The sequence below is a fragment of the Ferruginibacter paludis genome (assembly GCF_030409685.1).
In the GTDB taxonomy this organism is placed as follows: Bacteria; Bacteroidota; Bacteroidia; order Chitinophagales; family Chitinophagaceae; genus Ferruginibacter; species Ferruginibacter paludis.
Map to the genome: position 1 here is coordinate 485,710 of NZ_JAUFQJ010000004.1, position 17,833 is coordinate 503,542.

12 protein-coding genes are annotated in these 17,833 nt (G+C 40.3%); 7 read left to right on the plus strand and 5 right to left on the minus strand.

Annotated elements, in window-relative coordinates:
- Window positions 1-186 precede the first annotated feature (186 nt).
- Both QWZ08_RS07800 and QWZ08_RS07805 read left to right on the plus strand, forming a co-directional pair.
- Window positions 187-3,168: a sensor histidine kinase gene (locus QWZ08_RS07800; RefSeq protein ID WP_290336763.1), complete on the plus strand. Its 2,982-nt coding sequence runs from the start codon at window positions 187-189 to the stop codon at window positions 3,166-3,168.
- Complete coding sequence (locus QWZ08_RS07805) at window positions 3,165-3,917, plus strand: LytR/AlgR family response regulator transcription factor (protein ID WP_290336764.1); 753 nt, start codon at window positions 3,165-3,167, stop codon at window positions 3,915-3,917. Before QWZ08_RS07800 ends, QWZ08_RS07805 begins: the two co-directional genes overlap by 4 nt.
- Before the next feature lie 33 nt (window positions 3,918-3,950).
- Here the strand turns inward: QWZ08_RS07805 and QWZ08_RS07810 are convergent, their stop codons facing one another.
- On the minus strand, window positions 3,951-5,105 hold the full coding sequence (locus tag QWZ08_RS07810; protein WP_290336766.1) for a metallophosphoesterase family protein: 1,155 nt from the start codon (window positions 5,103-5,105) through the stop codon (window positions 3,951-3,953).
- A gap of 221 nt (window positions 5,106-5,326) precedes the next feature.
- Between QWZ08_RS07810 and QWZ08_RS07815 the strand changes: the two genes are divergently transcribed.
- Complete coding sequence (locus QWZ08_RS07815; RefSeq protein WP_290336767.1) at window positions 5,327-7,042, plus strand: hypothetical protein; 1,716 nt, start codon at window positions 5,327-5,329, stop codon at window positions 7,040-7,042.
- Between the two features lie 29 nt (window positions 7,043-7,071).
- Here QWZ08_RS07815 and QWZ08_RS07820 read toward each other — a convergent pair whose 3' ends face one another.
- The gene (locus tag QWZ08_RS07820; protein ID WP_290336769.1) at window positions 7,072-8,334 is read right to left on the minus strand and encodes a DUF2264 domain-containing protein; all 1,263 of its coding nucleotides are present in this window, start codon (window positions 8,332-8,334) and stop codon (window positions 7,072-7,074) included.
- Between the two features lie 105 nt (window positions 8,335-8,439).
- Between QWZ08_RS07820 and QWZ08_RS07825 the strand changes: the two genes are divergently transcribed.
- The 4 genes from QWZ08_RS07825 to QWZ08_RS07840 all read left to right on the plus strand — a co-directional run bounded on the left by QWZ08_RS07825 (window position 8,440) and on the right by QWZ08_RS07840 (window position 14,599).
- Complete coding sequence (locus QWZ08_RS07825) at window positions 8,440-10,167, plus strand: tetratricopeptide repeat-containing sensor histidine kinase (RefSeq protein WP_290336771.1); 1,728 nt, start codon at window positions 8,440-8,442, stop codon at window positions 10,165-10,167.
- A gap of 60 nt (window positions 10,168-10,227) precedes the next feature.
- Complete coding sequence (locus tag QWZ08_RS07830) at window positions 10,228-10,863, plus strand: response regulator (RefSeq protein WP_290336772.1); 636 nt, start codon at window positions 10,228-10,230, stop codon at window positions 10,861-10,863.
- Between the two features lie 231 nt (window positions 10,864-11,094).
- Window positions 11,095-11,856 carry a hypothetical protein gene (locus tag QWZ08_RS07835; protein ID WP_290336774.1) on the plus strand — a complete coding sequence of 254 codons (762 nt, stop codon included), beginning with the start codon at window positions 11,095-11,097 and terminating at the stop codon, window positions 11,854-11,856.
- Between the two features lie 430 nt (window positions 11,857-12,286).
- Entirely contained in the window at window positions 12,287-14,599 is a 2,313-nt protein-coding gene (locus QWZ08_RS07840; protein WP_290336776.1) for a GH92 family glycosyl hydrolase, read from the plus strand.
- 119 nt (window positions 14,600-14,718) lie between these two features.
- Here the strand turns inward: QWZ08_RS07840 and QWZ08_RS07845 are convergent, their stop codons facing one another.
- From QWZ08_RS07845 to QWZ08_RS07855, 3 genes are all read right to left on the minus strand, one after another.
- Window positions 14,719-15,678, minus strand: coding sequence for a hypothetical protein (locus QWZ08_RS07845; protein ID WP_290336777.1), 960 nt, complete (start codon window positions 15,676-15,678; stop codon window positions 14,719-14,721).
- 126 nt (window positions 15,679-15,804) lie between these two features.
- Window positions 15,805-16,722 carry an SMP-30/gluconolactonase/LRE family protein gene (locus tag QWZ08_RS07850; protein WP_290336778.1) on the minus strand — a complete coding sequence of 306 codons (918 nt, stop codon included), beginning with the start codon at window positions 16,720-16,722 and terminating at the stop codon, window positions 15,805-15,807.
- Window positions 16,723-16,831: 109 nt separating this feature from the next.
- Window positions 16,832-17,830 (minus strand): family 43 glycosylhydrolase, encoded by a 999-nt coding sequence (locus tag QWZ08_RS07855; RefSeq protein ID WP_290336779.1) that lies wholly within the window; start codon window positions 17,828-17,830, stop codon window positions 16,832-16,834.
- Window positions 17,831-17,833: the final 3 nt, after the last annotated feature.

Here is a 17,833-nt window from a genome sequence, read left to right on the forward strand (position 1 = left end):
GTACAAATCAGGTTGGTAAATCAAATATAGCACTCAGATTAAACTGAAATACTCTCAGTTTTTATTTGTCATTTATTAACAATATCCGTACAGGTTTTGTACATAACCGCAATAATTAGTCAGGCAGGTTTCATGCTGATAAAAAATTCTGCAGCAGAAATAATTTTGCATGTTATCTTTAAATGAATGAAGTGCTATTTAATCCTCATTTGCTGCCTTGCATTTAACATTGCTCCACTTAACCTGTCTGCACAAGAAAAGGAATATATCTTTAAAAACTTTACCCAGGAAGAAGGATTACCAAGCAATGAAGCCTACTATATTTTTGAAGATTCCAGGCATTATATATGGATAGCCACCGATCTCGGCGTAGTAAGGTTTAATGGTAAAAAAATCGAACAGTTTGACTTGCCTGATAAGGTTGTTTTTAAAATTAAAGAAGACAGTAAAGGCAGGATATGGTTCTTTTCACACACTGCTCAATTGGCTTATTTTGAAAATGAAAAAATACATCCGTACAAGTTCAACGCTGAGATCAGGAGCCGGATTAAAAAAATAGAAATTATAGAGGCATATGTAGACAGTGCTGATAACATTACGCTTAATTCAAGTATTGATTCCAATTACGTTATATCTGCGTCTGGCCATATTACTTCATATAATTACGCTATTGTTCAACATATCTCAACTGAATTTAAGCTTAACTATTTAAGTGAAAAAAACTATTCTGTTCAAAAAACAATTTCTGGAGCATGGGGCTCTGACACTTTGCTTCTGCATATAAATAATGGCTCCAAGGTTACCTCCTATACAATTCCAGTGAAATTCCCTCCCACTCCGCACTATGGAGTTGTTGCCAATAATAAAAAGGAAATATATTTTTTTGGCGGAAAAACATTGATAAAACTAAAACAGGACGGTTCATATGTGTTTCAACAGATGGCAAATGACATCCTTAGCCTGCGATTGGATTCAGGTAATCTTTGGGTTGGCATGAGAAAGGGCGGAGCTTTACTATTGGATGCCTCTTCATTGCAGGCAACTGAAACTATGGTATTCACTAATAAAAGCGTCTCTTCCATCCAGTTGGATTATGAGGGTGGGCTTTGGTTATCAACTTTGGAAAACGGCGTCTTTTATATTAAAAACACACAAATAATTCACGCCAAAATCGATAGCAAAGAAAATCCTGAAATACTAAGAATGTTGAATGTTAATGATAGTATGCTGATTTATGCCAATTCATCAGGTATATTTAAATTTAATAAAATGAAAAGCTATCCCTTATGGAAGCTCAAAAATTATTCGACAACAGATTTGCTTATAGATAAAAAAGTACTATACTATTTGGGCGGGGTGTTTATTAGAAGAAATATATTTAAATCAACTGACCCTTACTTTCGATACTTTTATTTGTTAGCCTCAACCGCAGAAGGAATCTTAAAAAAAAATACAATAATTTACTCAGACGGCAACTCGGTAGAGAAATATAAAAGCAGTTTCGATCCTGATAAAAAATTAATCTCTGTTATTGATACCAATTACCTGCTTTTTGGTAAACAAATTTTAGATAAACCATCTAAACTATTCTTTGACATCTATTCAAACATTTGGGCAGGTAACAATGATGGCCTGTATAAATCTAATAGTGGTAATGATACATTAATAAAGTTCAAAGAATCGTCGCCACTTTTAAGTAACGGCGTAAACTGCATCAGGCAAATGCAAAATGGCATAATGATACTTGGCATACGCCAGGGTGGAATCGCCTTACTAAAAGATACAAACATCATCGGTACGATTACTGAATCAACCGGACTGCCAAGCAATAAAATTAAATACATATTACCCATCGGAAATAAATTATGGGTGGCAACAGCAAAAGGAATTTCAGTTATAGTGATTACTGGCTATAATCCTTTAAAATATACCATTACCCAAATAGGAAAAAACGATGGCTTTTTCAATCTAACGATCAATCAGCTGATAAAATATAAAGACAATATAGTTGCTGCTACAAGTAGCGGACTGTATTTTATTAACGAACCCGACAAATTTTTGGATAAAGTTCTGCCCGTAATTCCTTTTTATATTACTTCTGTAAGCACCAGTAGTACCGATACAAGCGCTGTAAATGCCATCAGCCTGCCATATTCAAAAAACAGGTTGCTGATAAAATACAGCGCCGTAAGTTTTAATGTGGCAGATGAAATCAGCTATCTATACCGGCTCGATAACTCAGATAGTACCTGGTCTGCCACAACTAATAATGAATTGCTGATAGACAATCTTAAACCGGGCACTTACAACTTTCAGATTAAAGCGGTTGCCTTGCACCAGAAAAGAAGCTCTGAAATTATAACACTAAAAATTACGATTGAAAAACCATGGTGGCAGAATAACTGGCTCAGGTTAATTTTAGCCATCTTACTGCCTTTGTTAGTCTATATCTACTTTAGAAAAAGAATAGAAAAAATAAGAAGAGAAGAAAAAAGAAAAACTACTTTATATGGAAGGATACATGAACTGGAACAGGCTGCCTTTCGCTCACAAATGAATCCGCATTTTATTTTTAACTGTCTTACTTCTATACAGCAGTTAATACTTAAGGGAAACAAAATGGAAGCAAGTGAATACCTTGTAAAATTCTCCCGTCTCATCCGGAAAACCATGGATCTGTCGCTTGTTCCTTTTATTACAATTAACGGTGAAATAGAATACCTTACTGAATATTTGATGCTGGAGCAACTAAGAATGCCGGGCCAGTTTACTTATAAACTGACAGTTGCAAACATTGATGAGCCGGATAAAATGCAAATACCGAACATGATGCTGCAACCATTAATAGAAAACAGCATCAGGCATGGAATTAAACCCCTGGAAAACAGGAAAGGGATGCTAACTGTTCATTTTGAATTGAACCATGAATTTGTAAAATGTACTGTTACGGACAATGGTGTGGGCAGAGACAACATCAACGATTTTAAAAATAATCTGTATGCTGAACATAAAAGTCACGGACTGGATATCATCAAAAAAAGACTGTCTGTGATTACCGAAATCAACCAGTTGGAAATGGAATTTGAAATTAAAGATTTGCACCTGGATAATGGCCTTTCCGCAGGTACACAAGTTATTATACAATTGCCATATAAATATAAAACATGATAAAGGCGGTACACATTGAAGATGAACCAAGAAACATCGAACTACTGGAAACGATGATACAACAGCATTGTGCTGATGATGTGACATTGATTGGCAATGCAAAGAATATACCCGATGCAATCAAACTGATAAACAGGCTTAAACCCGACCTGGTATACCTTGATATTGAACTAAACAAAGGCAATGCGTTTGAGCTGCTGGATCAGTTACCCGATATCGATTTCCAGGTGATATTTATTACTGCTTATAATGAATATGCTGTAAAAGCATTTCGCCACAACGCGGTAGATTATTTATTAAAACCCATCAGTATTGCCGAGTTGCAAGAGGCCACTGCAAAGGCTATTGTAAAAATAAATTCCTTATCCGTTAACACCGACATTCTTAAAGTGCTAAAAGACCTTAAATCAAATTTTAGTCATAATAAGATAGGCTTACCGGTTACCGATGGCGTTATTTTTATCAATAAAGATGAAATAGTAAGTTGCGAAGCAAAGGGAAGTTATACCCTCGTATCGCTGGAAAATAAAAAGAAAATAACCTGTAGCAAAACACTGAAGGAACTGGAACAACTTTTACCCGAATCTAATTTTATAAGGGTGCACAATTCATGGGTGATAAATACCCAGTTTTTAAAAAAATACTACAAAGGTAAAAACAGTTACATGGAAATGGAAGACGGCAGCACCGTAGCCATCTCCTTTAGAAAAAAGGGCGAAATTTTATCGTTTTTAAAACATCTGGAATAAAGCTAATTTTTATCAAACATGCCATGCTATTGCCTAATCTCCTGTCTGCTTATACGTAAGTTTTTTACCCGGTGTTACGCTAAATCTTTCAACCACATGCGCATCTGCTGCTTTGTCTGTTGTATACTCGTGTGCGATGGAAAAATATTCACCTGTTAACTGCGGGCCATGCTCTTTCCTTTCAATCACCAATTTTAAAAATCCATGTTTATTATCACAATAGTTAGCAAGTACAACATTTTTAAACAAAGGATGATCACCCGAAAACTGTGGATTATCCAATGTAGCCACAGGATGCAATTCATCATATCCACCGGCACCGGCCACTATATAGGTAGTAGTAAACCCATCAGGATAGGTTTTCAGAAACCGCTGGTAACTGTGCACATGTCCGCTAAAAACCGCATCTGGTCTAACGCCTGTTTGAAAAAATGTTTCTTCCAAAAATTCAATCATGGCAATACTTGAACTATGGTTAATATCCGCTGAATAAGGTGAGTGATGCATACAAACGATCAGCATTTTGTCTGGATGTTGCTTACCGGCAGTAACTAACTCTTCAGCAAACCAGGTACATTGTTCTTTGGTAACAATTCCATATTTAGGCACATTAGTATATAACCCGATGATAGTTGCCAGTGGTGTTTCCATCGTCCAGTAAATATTGGGTTGCGTCATACCTGGCCGGTCTTTTATCAAACTAAAATCAACAGGCTGTTGCACCGGTGAACAAAACACTTTTACAAAAGGCTCCAGGCTTTTATAAGGCTGTACAGCGGCCGGATTCACATCACTATCGTGGTTGCCGGGTATCGCAAAAATTGGCGCTGGATATTGTTGGTAGGGAATAAAAAACTGCCGGTCATATTCTGTTACCTCCCCGTGATTATATACTACATCTCCCAGGTGATAAAGAAATTGAGGCGGTTGATTTTCAGATTCCGCACATTGAAGCGCCATCGCATTGGCCACCAGACGGGTAAACTCCGGGTTGCGTAAGCTACCCGTATCCCCCACCATGTGAAATATAATTTTTTCGCTATGGATATCCGGGATAATACTTTTGATATCGAGGTGAAACGGGTATACCCCAACAGGCCCGGGCAGTGGCTTAAATTTATAACTATCATCTGGTTGATCTTTTTTATACACCGGGGTTTTATACCGGCTACTCCTGTCTGTACTCATGCCGTAAAGTAACGAAAAACACCAACGAAAAAAACGGATGAGAAAAATTTCAACATTGCATACAGAAAAACGATCCCCCGCGTTCTATAATCCCGCAAAGTTGTAGCGAATACAAATTGCCAGCTGCTTTACACCACATGCGGAGGAGCTTTGTGTAAAGCTGCTGTTTACGCTGCGTTTGCAGCAAAAATATTTTTATCTTCAATACAAATTGACTCTGTATGAAAAACGTATTATTCACGCCCGTACTTATACTTTGCGTGCTGGCACTTGTAGCAGGCAAAGCTTTTTACAAACCCGTTGCCGCTGCCGCTGAAAAACATGATGTCATTTCCTGCGGTTTTCCTGCAACCGGTGTAACGGCCGGGGATAATGGCAAATTTATTTCACTGTTGCCGGGATGGGGACATTACAGTTATGCTATCAGCACCACCAATGACAGTGCCCAAATATATTTTAACCAGGGACTTAACTTTTATTACAGCTATCATTTCAGGGAGGCATTGGCTTCTTTTAAAGAAGCCACCCGTTTTGATAACAATTGTGCCATGGCTTATTGGGGCCAGGCCCTTGCCATGGGGCCTTACTACAATAATAATTATTATAAGATGGGTAATGAGGTACCGGCTGTATTGAAAGATATGAACAAACATATGCCTGGTGCAAGTGAGAAAGAAAGAGAATTAATTAAGGCTATGCAACTAAGATACTCTGCCGATACAAGCAACTCAGACAGGCCTCAGCTGGACAGCAATTATGCGGCAGCTTTGCACGCACTGGTAAAGCAGTTTAGAAGCGATGATGATATCAAAGCCCTGTATGTAGATGCAGTTATGCTGCAACATAAATGGGATTTCTGGAACAATGATGGCACGCCAAAAAGCTGGACGCAGGAGCTGGTAAACCTTTGTGAAGGTATTATACAGCGGCAACGTTTGCACCCTGCTGCACTGCACTATTATATTCATCTTACTGAAGCCTCGCATGAGCCGCAACTGGCCCTGCGCAGTGCGGAAATATTAAAAGATGCCATGCCCGGTGTGGCACATATGGTACATATGGCTACACATATGTACCAGCGCAACGGCCTTTTTGCAAAAGGTGTTTCAGTAAACGAAGATGCCAATACGGCAAACAACACAATAGATGATCTGGCACCCAATTTACACATCGGTAAAAACAATATGGTGCATGTGTATGCAGTTCAGTCATTTTGTGCAATCAATGCAGGAATGTACAGCAAGGCGGTGCCGTTGTACCAAAGAGCAAAAAACAGGATGCTGGCACTGGCAACAGGTATTGATAAAGATCCGCATAGCCAGGAAGTGTTGATGCTGCCGGTACTGGCCATGGTTCGGATGGGAAAATGGGAGCAGATATTAGCCACACCCAAACCAAACGAAAACTGGAAATACGCAATGATACTGGATGATTTTGCAAGGGGATTATCAGAGGTGCACAACAAGAATATAGCTGCCGCCCGGCAATTGCTGGATCATCTGCAGACAGGCATGCAGGATACGATGCTGGCTATCCGTTCAATACCTTTTAACGCACCCGTACAAATGGCCCGCATAGCAGCCGGAATATTAAAAGGTGAAATTGATTATGCGCAAGGAAATACCAACGATGCCATCAACGCCTTGAGAACCGCTGTAGAAGAAGAGGACAAGCTCATTTACCGCGAACCTCAGGAATGGGTGCTGCCTGCAAGACAATACCTGGGTGCGTATCTTTTAAAAATGAAGCAACCTGCCGCTGCAGACAAAGTATACCGGGAAGATCTGCTTGCCAACCCCAACAACGGCTGGTCGCTGCTTGGCTTGTACCAAAGCCTGTTGGCAGAAGGTAAAAAAAACGAGGCTGTACTTTATAAAGACAGTTATATTGCGGCTTTTAAGGATGCAGATATTATGCCGTCAGCTTCTGTATATTGAGGTGGATGGAGGATACTGCTAGTATTATTTCATTCCACGGCGTGGTCCGCAGGTACATCCTGGCCTGACCATATTTTTACTGATGTCCAGGGTACAGCAGGTGTATTCCAAAAATTATCTGTTGCAGGCAATCCTAAAGGTAAAAATATTTGCGTGCAGAGATACTCACTGCCGGTGTTGATATAACCTTCTGCCAGCCCAGGTTGCGAACCGCATAGCCCAATATTGAGCCAGCCTTTTTCAGTAAATGTTGCAGGCGCATCCAATGTTTTTTTAATAACCGCTGTTAACGCACACCGTATTTGTGCCGGACTTAATTCTGCAGGCAGCTGTTTGTTGTAAGCCATATTGGCAAGATGATGAAAGGCACCGCCACGGTAAGTGATGGATCTTCCCGTCACCGGAAAACTCCCGTCTGTATTAATCATTCTTTCCTGCACCACGGCATAACGCCGGGCTATTTTTTGCAGTGTTGGTGCAAGGGCCTGATAACTGCTGTCTTTTTTATTTACCACATCAACAATGCATTGCAGGTAAGGCTGAATAACATAACTGTTATAATAATCCAAATGAAATTGCATGCCATCCGAAAACATGCCATCACCTGTATACCAATGGCTGGCAAATTCTTTTACTGCATAATCAATCCGCATTTTATCATAGGGCAACTGATACCTGCAAAAGAAAGTTTCAATCATGGCACTAAACAACAACCAGTTACTGTAATATGGTACGGTGTTGCGGGTTGATAGAAAAGCTGCTTGTAGGTTGTGCTTTGTAGCAGCATCTGCCTGTTGCCATAACCAGGGGCAGCGGATTAAAGCCAACGACAAAAAAGAGGCATCTACCAACGACTGTGTGCCGGTAAACAACAGGAAATCTTTTGCCGTTGGGTTCACTGCATTCGTCAATGCCTGTGACGCCAGCTGCCTGAATTCATTCTGCAACTTTTTTTCTTCTGCATCGCATTCCTGCAACTGAAGCCAGGGCGCTATTCCGCAAAGTGTTCTGCCAAATGCTTCAAGGTACGCTGCTTCAGTTCTGGCTTTTTTATTATCCACTTTTTCTGACAATACCACCGGCATATTTTCTTTTAAGGTATTGCCGGCGAGATTGACTAAAACAGGCCGAGCGATTTTATCCAGGTAACCAAGCCAGAGCTTTCTGTCTGTAACGGGTAACGGAGAATTAGTTTGGGCTGCCATGCTTTTTACGAAAAAAATCACGATGGATAAAAATACTACCCGTATCATCGTTTTGTAATTTGATAAATTATACCTGCTATATGCCATTGTATGTTTTTTTATTGCTACTATATGTTTTATGTAAAGGCGTTGCTTGTTTTCTACAACTGAGAAGAAACTGGGTTTATGTGTATATTGTTATTACATTTATACATGAACATTGCAAAAAGCAATACAGGCTTCGGCTTCATCTTTCTTCTTTTTTATGCAGCCGGGTATGCTCAAAATAGTGAAACCGATTCCTTAAAAAAATTATTACAAACGCAAAAGCAAGATACCAATAAAGTAAACCTGCTGTCAGAAATCAGCTTTGTTTCTTTGGCTTCGCTTCCGGACACTGCTGTATTGTATGCGCAACAGGCATTGCGTTTAGCAGAAAACCTGCGGTATCAACCCGGTGTTCTGAATGCAGCATTATCGCTGACAGACGCTTATACAACTACCGGCAATTACCCAATGGCAATCGATTTTGGCTTTAAGGCGCTTGCCCTTGCAAAAGAAACAAACCTGCCACTCAACATGATTTGGGCCAATGCACGACTGGCCCAATGCTACTATTACCTGGATGACTACAGTACCAGCTTGCAATACGACCGCAATATTTTTACAATTGTTGACAACTCTTTTCCTGATAGTATTGCATTTATCTGTACCGATCTTTCCCGCGTGTTTGATGGAATGAATCAACCAGATTCTGCATTACTTTATGCTCAAAAAAGCTTTAAACAGATTAAGGCATGGCATTATGAAGGATGGTATACAGTAATATATCCAGTGCTGGGAAATGCATTTGCTGGTATGGGCTTGTATGATTCAGCACTTATCTATTACAGAACGGGTATACCCGTCGCCGTAAAAAATAATGCCACCACAGATATTATTGATAGCTACAACGGCATTGCCAAAGTGTATAAGGCAAAAGCCAACCCCGATTCCGCCATTTGGTATGCCAATAAAGTATTTGCAGAAAAAACAGCCATCTCTTATCCCATTGGTTTGCTTAAGGCTGCCAACCTGCTAGCCGAAATGTATGAATTAAAAAAAAATCCGGACAGTACATTAAAATACCTGCGACAAGCAATAAGCATAAAGGATAGCTTATTCAACCATAACAAAACAGTCGCTATTCAAAATCTTGTTTATAAAGAGCAGGAAAAACAGCAGGCCATTACCGCTTCCAGGTTAAAATTGCAAAACCAGTTTTGGTTATTCCTTTTGCTGGCAGGGGCCGTTGCCGCAGTGACGATTGCGGTGATCATCTTAAAAAATAAACGGCAACAGCAACTGCAGGACATGCGTAATAGTATTGCAGATGATTTGCACGATGACATTGGTTCAACGCTTAGCAGCATTAGCATTATGAGCGAACTGGCAAAAAACAAATCACCGGAAGCTGCATCATTGCTGAATTCTATTGGGGAAAGCGCATTGAGCATTCAGGAGAACATGAGTGATATTGTGTGGGCGGTGAATCCCAAAAATGACCGTTTTGAAAACATAGTGCAACGCATGAACCAGTTTGCTTCAGAAATGCTTGATACAAATAATACACAGCTGGATTTTTCAACTTCACCGGATCTTATGGCTTCCAAACTCACGATGGAGCAACGCAAAAACTTGTATCTTTTTTTTAAAGAAGCAGTTAATAACGCAGCAAAATATGCACATGCCAAAAATGTATGGATCAACATAGGTAAAAAAGAACATCATATAAAAATGATTATCCGTGATAATGGAAAGGGCTTTGATACGTCGCAACAATACGATGGTAACGGAATGAGCAGTTTGAGAAAACGAGCGGCAGATTTAAATGCCTCACTGAAAATCCGTTCTATAATAAACGAAGGAACTGAAGTACAAATTAGTTTTAAAATCACCTGATCAGGTAAGGGTAGTTGATTAAATAGAAGCATTTCTTTACGAACGATATATACAAGCGGGATGGAAATTAAGGTAGCAATATTTGAAGACAATAAAAAACTTAGGGAGAGTTTGAAAGAGCTGATCAACACTGCAGGTATGGTGTGTACCGGTGCGTTTCCGGATGCCGCCAATCTTATCCGCAACATTACGTTTTCCATGCCGGATGTTGTATTGATGGACATACACATGCCGGGCATCTCCGGAATAGAAGCCGTACAAATAATCAAAGAAAAATTTCCTGCTGTACGGATCCTGATGCAGACGGTGTTTGAAGACGATGATAAGATATTTGCTGCTATCTGTGCAGGTGCATCCGGTTATATGCTGAAGAAAACAACACCGCAAAAAATGCTGGAAGCTGTTGAAGAAACTTACCAGGGTGGCGCTGCCATGAGCCCTTCTGTTGCCGGCAAGGTACTGCAGATGTTCCGGTCGCAATCCAGTATTGCAAAACATGAATTTATTCAGTTGTCTGAAAGGGAAAAAGAAATTTTAGGCCTGTTGGTAAACGGCAAATCTTACAAAGCAATTGCAGCAGCATGTTTTATTTCTGCCGATACTGTAAGTACCCATGTGAGGCACATCTACGAAAAATTGCACGTACATTCCAAAAGTGAAGCCGTTGCAAAAGCCATCAAACAAAAATTAGTTTAATTGTTTTCTTTCTTATCATCGCCGGCAACGTATTAATAAGTGTTGTTGATAAGCGCTCCGAAATTATCAGGGGCTATTCAATTTCAATCTACAACTATCCGCTCCTTTCAATTATTCCTTTTTTCCTCATCAACAATCAGTAAAATCACCAATTCAGGTGATTGTCGGCATACGGCTGATGCCGGTACCTTTGGCCATTACTATTTCAACCACTGTCTAAAATAGTGTTTCATGAACCAATGCACTACGGGATCGAATGAGGGTAATGTTGTACAATTAAAGCATGATAACAAAGTAGTAACAGCATCCGCACAAAGAGGTAAGTATTTTTTTGTGATAATGGCATCTATTTTCCCTGTCATTTCACTTATTGGTTTTATCCCCAGCTACGTTGCCATGAATGCAGGAGAATTCAACATTCACTGGTCTGCGCATGTGCACGGTGCTTTAATGGTTAGCTGGCTGATAGTTTATATCCTCCAAAGCTGGCTGGCTTTAAAGGGCAACTTTAAATTCCACCGTGCACTGGGCTTATATGCCGCAGGGCTTGGTATCATTATCTGGTGTTCTATGGGCGTTGCATCTGCCCATGCGCTGATAGGCAACGCGGTTCCGGCAGATAGCTTTCTGTTTGATATTTTGCTGGTACAATTATACATTATGCAGGTATTTGGGTTCTTCTTTACCTGGGGCATTCTGGTAAGAAAAAACGGCCCGGCCCACAAGCGGTTGCTCTTTTTAGCAACACTGGTGCTAATGCAGGCTGCCATCGATCGCATGCCCTGGTTGCAAGCCGGCGCCTGGCCCTTTATCTGCCTGGATCTGATGCTTATTCCGCTTTTTATTTACGACTGGATTACACTAAAACGCATTCATCCTGTTACATGGACCGGCCTGCTGGTTTACATCGCTGCGCAGGTGGCCGTTACTACCACATTTGGTTCACCGGCATGGCATACGTTCTGGTTTAATTTGGTGAGTAGATTTTATTAAACAAGTGAGCAGGCTAGCGTTCCGCACAACCTCGACACATTGTTCAAAATAGTTGATTTTTGCTCGTCCTCATAGTTAAAAAATTACCCCGTTTTATACGGCAGCATTATCAACATCGAATTTGCCTAAAAGGAATCCATTGCAGGCGACCGAAGCTCTTTTGCATTTGAATTTTACAGCAATTGGTTCAACATTGCAATTGTATTTTGCCCAGCCTTTTCCGCCGGGATAAATGAATTCTAAACCAGGATCCGCATAGATTTTTATAACCCGCCGGCAGGTTCCTGCATTCAACAATAACTTTTGAAGTATCAGAAAATTAAGTCAATTTTAGCCGGACGATTTATATCTCTTTATCAGAAACATATATTTCTCTAAAACGAACTTCATAAATTTAAACCACTTGATATACTTGCTCCTCCGGCTAATTATGAAAAAAATATCTCTACCAGCAAACAGGGTCTTATTGATTTTTTGTCTTGCCGCATTCCTGCTTCCGGCAACAACCTTGTGCCAGCAACACAAGCTGCCGCCACAAAAACAACCTGTTGATTACGTAAATATTTTCACCGGTACTTCCAATGCCCGCTGGATGCTGGGGCCCTATGCAAGTGTGCCTTATGGTATGATACAACTCGGACCGGATAACCAGGATGCAGGCTGGATGAGCGGCTACGATTATTCTATTGCAAACGTCACCGGCTTTAGTCACCTGCATGCGTATAACATGGCAGGGTTAATGATTATGCCTGCAGTGCAGGACTTCACCAATACGCCCGGATCTGCAACAAGTCCTTATCGTGGCGCAGGCGCAGGCTTTCATTCCCGCATTGAAAAGCAAACGGAAAAAGCTTCACCTGGTTATTATTCCTGCTTTTTGTATGATGCGGATTGCCTGGCAGAGATGACTGCTTCCACGCATTGCGGCTTTCACCAATACACGTTTGCTAAAAATGAAGAAGCCCGTATTTTACTCAGCCTGCTTTTTCCCACGGAGATGAACGCGGGGGTAAGTAATGGAATTATCCATAAAGTAAATGATAGTTTGGTAGAAGGATCGGTGGATATCAACAATGACCAGTACACACTTTATTTCTCCATCCAGTTCAGTAAACCATTTAAATCTTTGAATGGCTGGCTGGGCAATAAAATCCAAAAAGATGTCGCAGCGATTTCCGGCGATGGCAACGTTGGCGGCTTTGTAAACTTTGATGTACGCGATAAAGAATCCATTCAATTAAAGGTGGGCTTATCACTGGTGGATTTGGCCGGTGCAAGGAATAACCTGGCCACCGAAATGGATGGCTTTGGCTGGAACTTTACAACGGCAAGGCTTGCTGCCAGGAATCAATGGAATAATTTGTTGTCGAAAATTACTGTAGAAGGAGATGAAGCGAACAAGGCAAAATTCTACACCAACTTATACAGAAGCTTTTCAAAACAAACCTGGAGCGATGCTGACGGCAGGTACCGGGATCCTAAAGAACTCATTCAGCAGTTACCGGCCAACGGTAAAATGTATGGCGGCGATGCTTTCTGGAATTCTTACTGGAATTATAATTTCCTGCTCTCCACCATTGCACCTGATATGATGAACAATTGGGTAAAGACAGAACTGGAGTTGTTTGATAAAACCGGCTGGACGAGTGATGGCCCCACGGGTTTGGAACATACCGGTATCATGGAAGTTACACACGAAATTGCGCTGATGGTAGCCGCGTATCAAAAGGGCATTCGCAACTACGACCTGGATAAATTTTACAAGGCCATCATTCACAATGCAAAAGAGCAGGGAGGACGAACAGAAAAATCAGGCACAGCAGGCATGGAAAAGCTGGATTACTTTACCCGCCTGGGTTACGTGCCTTATGAAATTGAACGCTCCTCCCGTACGCTGGATTATGCGTACACCTTTTATTGCACTGCACAACTTGCCCTTGCATTGGGCAAGCAGGATGATTATGCGTATTGCATGAAGCTGTCACAAAACTGGAAAAACCAGTTTCATCCGGAATTAAAATGGCAGGTACCAAAAGATTCCATGGGCAACTGGGAAAAAAATTATGATCCGTTTAATGGCAAAAACTGGATTGAAGGAAATGGCTGGCAATACACCTGGTATGTTCCGCACGATGTACCCGGATTGATAGAAATGATGGGTAAAGATCTTTTTAATCAGCGGCTGGAAGAAGGATTTAAAAAAGCAGCAAAACATAATTATACTGCTTATGCATTCGACCGGCACCAGGACAGCAGTTTTGAATATTATGTCAATCATGGTAACGAAGAAAATATGCAGGCGGCCTGGTTGTTTAACTATTCGGGTAAACCCTGGTTAACACAATTATACACCCGAAAAATAATAGATGCCTTTTATGGAATGACGCCTTATAAAGGTTGGGAAGGCGATGAAGATGAGGGGCAGATGTCTGGCTGGTTTGTAAATACCGCCATGGGATTTTTTGAGATGACCGGTGGTGTGGAGAAAGATTCAAAAGTAATGTTGACCGCTCCCTTGTTTGATAAGACAACTATCTGGCTGGATCAAGAATATCACGCAGGTAAAAAATTTGAAATCATTACTCAAAACAATTCAGCCAAAAATATCTACATACAATCCGTAACGCTGAACGGTAAAAAAATTAATGAGCCCTGGATTTATTTTAGCGATATTACTAAAGGTGGAAAGCTGGTGTATTTGTTGGGTGATAAACCAAATTATGGATGGGGAGTTAAACGATAATGGATACAAACATTTTTTAATACTGAATTTTCGGTAAAAATCCCGGGAGTTATTTTCTATTCATTAACGCTATTTCCACCAAAGAAACGTAAACCCTTAAAATTAGGCAGATTAAATCTTTAAGTTATCAAGGATTGGTCTATGATATTCTTTAATTCAAAGTTTCCATTTTGGTCAACAAGAGATTGCATTAGTGGCATGCATGAAATATTGTAAAAATTTGATGAACTTTTTATTATTTCGTAAAGAACTACGGCATCAAGTTTCAAGTATCCACTATCAACAATTTCTTTGGTCAAAACAATATTGATTCCATGATTTTCAGTTGTTGCACTTGAATATAAAATACCGGTTTCTTCACCATAATATTTTCTAATGGCAAAGTAAAAAGCATTTGTTAATAGATAGTTACTATCTGTATCATTTACCTTACCGGCACATTGCGAGAAATATCCATAAAACATTCTACACTTGACTTGATCCTCCTCGTTAAAAGCTGAGTCAAGAAATTGATCAAAATGATAAATAATGTTTCTCATGTGAACACTTTTTTTTAAAGCTTCATCAAAAAATGCTAGTGCAACCAGTTTAATATGTTTTTGCACTATCCATTTACCAATTGTAAAAGACTTATGCTGCCAATTACTTTCTTCGTCAAATATTTCTTTACAAGTTTCAGTTATAGTTGTTAACGCGCCATTTACATTTGGACCACTAATTGGTGCCGTACAATAAAACATAGCCTCATTTGCTCTATTAAATCTTCCAAGACTAATAACCTCAGGCTTTGTAGAATTATAACTTATTTCTGATTTAGTTGTAAATAGGTTTGAAATATTTTCTCTTGCCCGTAACACAAATGTGTCATCATATTTGTGTAATGGCAATGGCAATCTACTAATCAGGTCATAACATACCGTCTCTAAAAAAAGGGACGAAGGATTTAATTTTTTAACCTCATTTTTTAAGGAATCTACCAATGACTCAATAGTTTCAAAGGATGTGTTGATTTTCATTTTCAAATCCTTTCCGTCCTTTACTAAATCTTCAAGAGAAAAAAACTCATACTTATTTTCCATAGTAGTAAATTATCCATTCATTTCGTCAATCCTTCCAGAGTCTACAGTTACAATAATAAAATGTTTCCAATGCAAAGTCAGCAATTCAAGCATCAGAAAAAAGTTATATAAGAAATCAGCCTGCACTCACTCCTCCCCGTTCACAGCCATCTGCAAAGTATACACCGATTCAGAAGCAGTGATCAGCAGCAAGTCACGACGTTGACCACCGAAGCATAGGTTGCCTACCCATTTGGAAGGCACAGGTATGTTGCCCAATTTTACGCCTTGCGCATTGTACACGGTTACGCCCACACCAGCGAGATAAATATTGCCTTCCCTGTCAATCGTCATCCCGTCGGAGCCCTGGGCTGCAAAGAGTTGGCGGTTGGATAAACTACCGTCTGCATTAATTTGGTAGCGCCAGGTTTTATTATCGTTGATGTCGGCCACATACAGCGTCTTACCATCTGCCTTGCCTACAATGCCATTGGGCTGTATCAATGTGCTATCAACGATCACGGCTTTGCGGCTTCCTTTTGGCAGGTAGTACACATAACAACCTTTCATGTCGGGTTTCTTTCGTTGCCAGTAATCACGTTGATAATAGGGATCGGTAAAATAAATACCGCCTTTTTTATCCACCCACAAATCATTGGGACCGTTTAATTTCTGGCCTTCAAAATTATCCAGCAATACGGTTACCTTCTTTTTCAGCGTAATGGCACGCAGTTCGTTCTGTTCATCGGCACAGGCAACGATGCGTTGCTGTTTATCAAAATACAAACCATTGGCACGGCCGGTCTTGTCCATAAACAAAGACAGCTTTCCATTGATATCATATTTCCATATTTTATCATTGGGCTGATCGGTAAAATAGATATCGCCCTTTTTATCCACCGCCGGGCCTTCGGCAAATGCAAATTGCTGTGGCAGTTTTACCAGTGTGGCTCCGGGCTTTACTACCGGAATGGAATTGAGTGTTGCATCCGTACTTTGCTGACCAAACGCCGTAAAAGTTAACAATGCGACAAACGTAAAAAGCAGGTATTTTTTAGTGTACATCTTTTATAAAATGAATTTTATTTGATACAGTAAATATCGGGTAAACTTAAACCAATAAAAAAGGATGTCTTTAAAATTGTTACGCTACCAGCCATTTATTTTCTTACAATCACTTTATTAATTTCTTCACGCCACCTGGTTTTACTTTTAGAATATTTCCATTGGCATCAAATTGCAGGCTGTCAATACACAATTGCCTTAGCACATAGGCTTTATTTTGCGGATGAATACGGTGGTATAAAATATAATCCTGTCCCTTAACGGTAAACACGGTATGGTGGCCGGGGCCATAAGTTGTACTGTCGTTTGATGTGGATAATATTGGATCATTTACCCCAGCTGTAAACGGGCCAAAGGGCGTGTCGCCTGTGGCATATCCAACCTGGTAGGTAGCATCAATGGCTTTACCTTCTGAAAACATCAGGTAGTATTTTCCTTTTCGTTTTATCATGTGCGGTGCTTCAAAATAATGGGGCGGCGTTACCTCTTTTGGCAAGCCGTCAAACGTTACCATATCCTGCTTTAGTTTTACTGCCATACAGTGGCCATTCACCCAGTTAAATCCAGAGCCCCAGTACAAATAACCAGCACCATCGGTATCCATAAACACATCCGCATCTATGTTGTGTACTTCGGGATAATCATTTTTTGCAACCAGCGGCGAATTATCCGCCTTTAAATTTTTCCATGGGCCAAGGGGCTTGTTGCTCACCCCTGCCCACACTTCACTGCCTACGGAAACATACATATAAAACTTTCCACCGGGGCCTTTTGTTACCGAAGGTGCCCAAACCTTTGAATCGCCGGAAGTTGGACTGGTACAGGCTTTTTTGGTGGGCCAGTTAATATGGCGGCGGATAAATTTTTTAAAATTGTTGGTTTCAAATACCGCTACTTCATCGCCGCCCCATGGATCAATGGTGGCATAAATAAAATAAGTATCGCCTTCTTTTACAATGGTTGGGTCTGCAAAATAGCCGGGCAGTATCGGGTTGGAAATAAAATTTTTATTGGTTTGTGCAGTAACAATAAACGCAGCGCTGCAAAAAATTACAGCAAATATTGCTGTATAATAATACCTGCGTTTGGTTATTTGTTGGTTGATCATTTT

Bases quoted from the DNA above. Each gene is read 5' to 3' on its own strand.
- QWZ08_RS07800 (WP_290336763.1), top strand. From the start codon at position 187: ATGAAGTGCTATTTAATCCTCATTTGCTGCCTTGCATTTAACATTGCT.
- QWZ08_RS07805 (WP_290336764.1), top strand. From the start codon at position 3,165: ATGATAAAGGCGGTACACATTGAAGATGAACCAAGAAACATCGAACTA.
- QWZ08_RS07810 (WP_290336766.1), bottom strand. From the start codon at position 5,105: ATGAGTACAGACAGGAGTAGCCGGTATAAAACCCCGGTGTATAAAAAA.
- QWZ08_RS07815 (WP_290336767.1), top strand. From the start codon at position 5,327: ATGAAAAACGTATTATTCACGCCCGTACTTATACTTTGCGTGCTGGCA.
- QWZ08_RS07820 (WP_290336769.1), bottom strand. From the start codon at position 8,334: ATGGCATATAGCAGGTATAATTTATCAAATTACAAAACGATGATACGG.
- QWZ08_RS07825 (WP_290336771.1), top strand. From the start codon at position 8,440: ATGAACATTGCAAAAAGCAATACAGGCTTCGGCTTCATCTTTCTTCTT.
- QWZ08_RS07830 (WP_290336772.1), top strand. From the start codon at position 10,228: ATGGAAATTAAGGTAGCAATATTTGAAGACAATAAAAAACTTAGGGAG.
- QWZ08_RS07835 (WP_290336774.1), top strand. From the start codon at position 11,095: ATGAACCAATGCACTACGGGATCGAATGAGGGTAATGTTGTACAATTA.
- QWZ08_RS07840 (WP_290336776.1), top strand. From the start codon at position 12,287: ATGAAAAAAATATCTCTACCAGCAAACAGGGTCTTATTGATTTTTTGT.
- QWZ08_RS07845 (WP_290336777.1), bottom strand. From the start codon at position 15,678: ATGGAAAATAAGTATGAGTTTTTTTCTCTTGAAGATTTAGTAAAGGAC.
- QWZ08_RS07850 (WP_290336778.1), bottom strand. From the start codon at position 16,722: ATGTACACTAAAAAATACCTGCTTTTTACGTTTGTCGCATTGTTAACT.
- QWZ08_RS07855 (WP_290336779.1), bottom strand. From the start codon at position 17,830: ATGATCAACCAACAAATAACCAAACGCAGGTATTATTATACAGCAATA.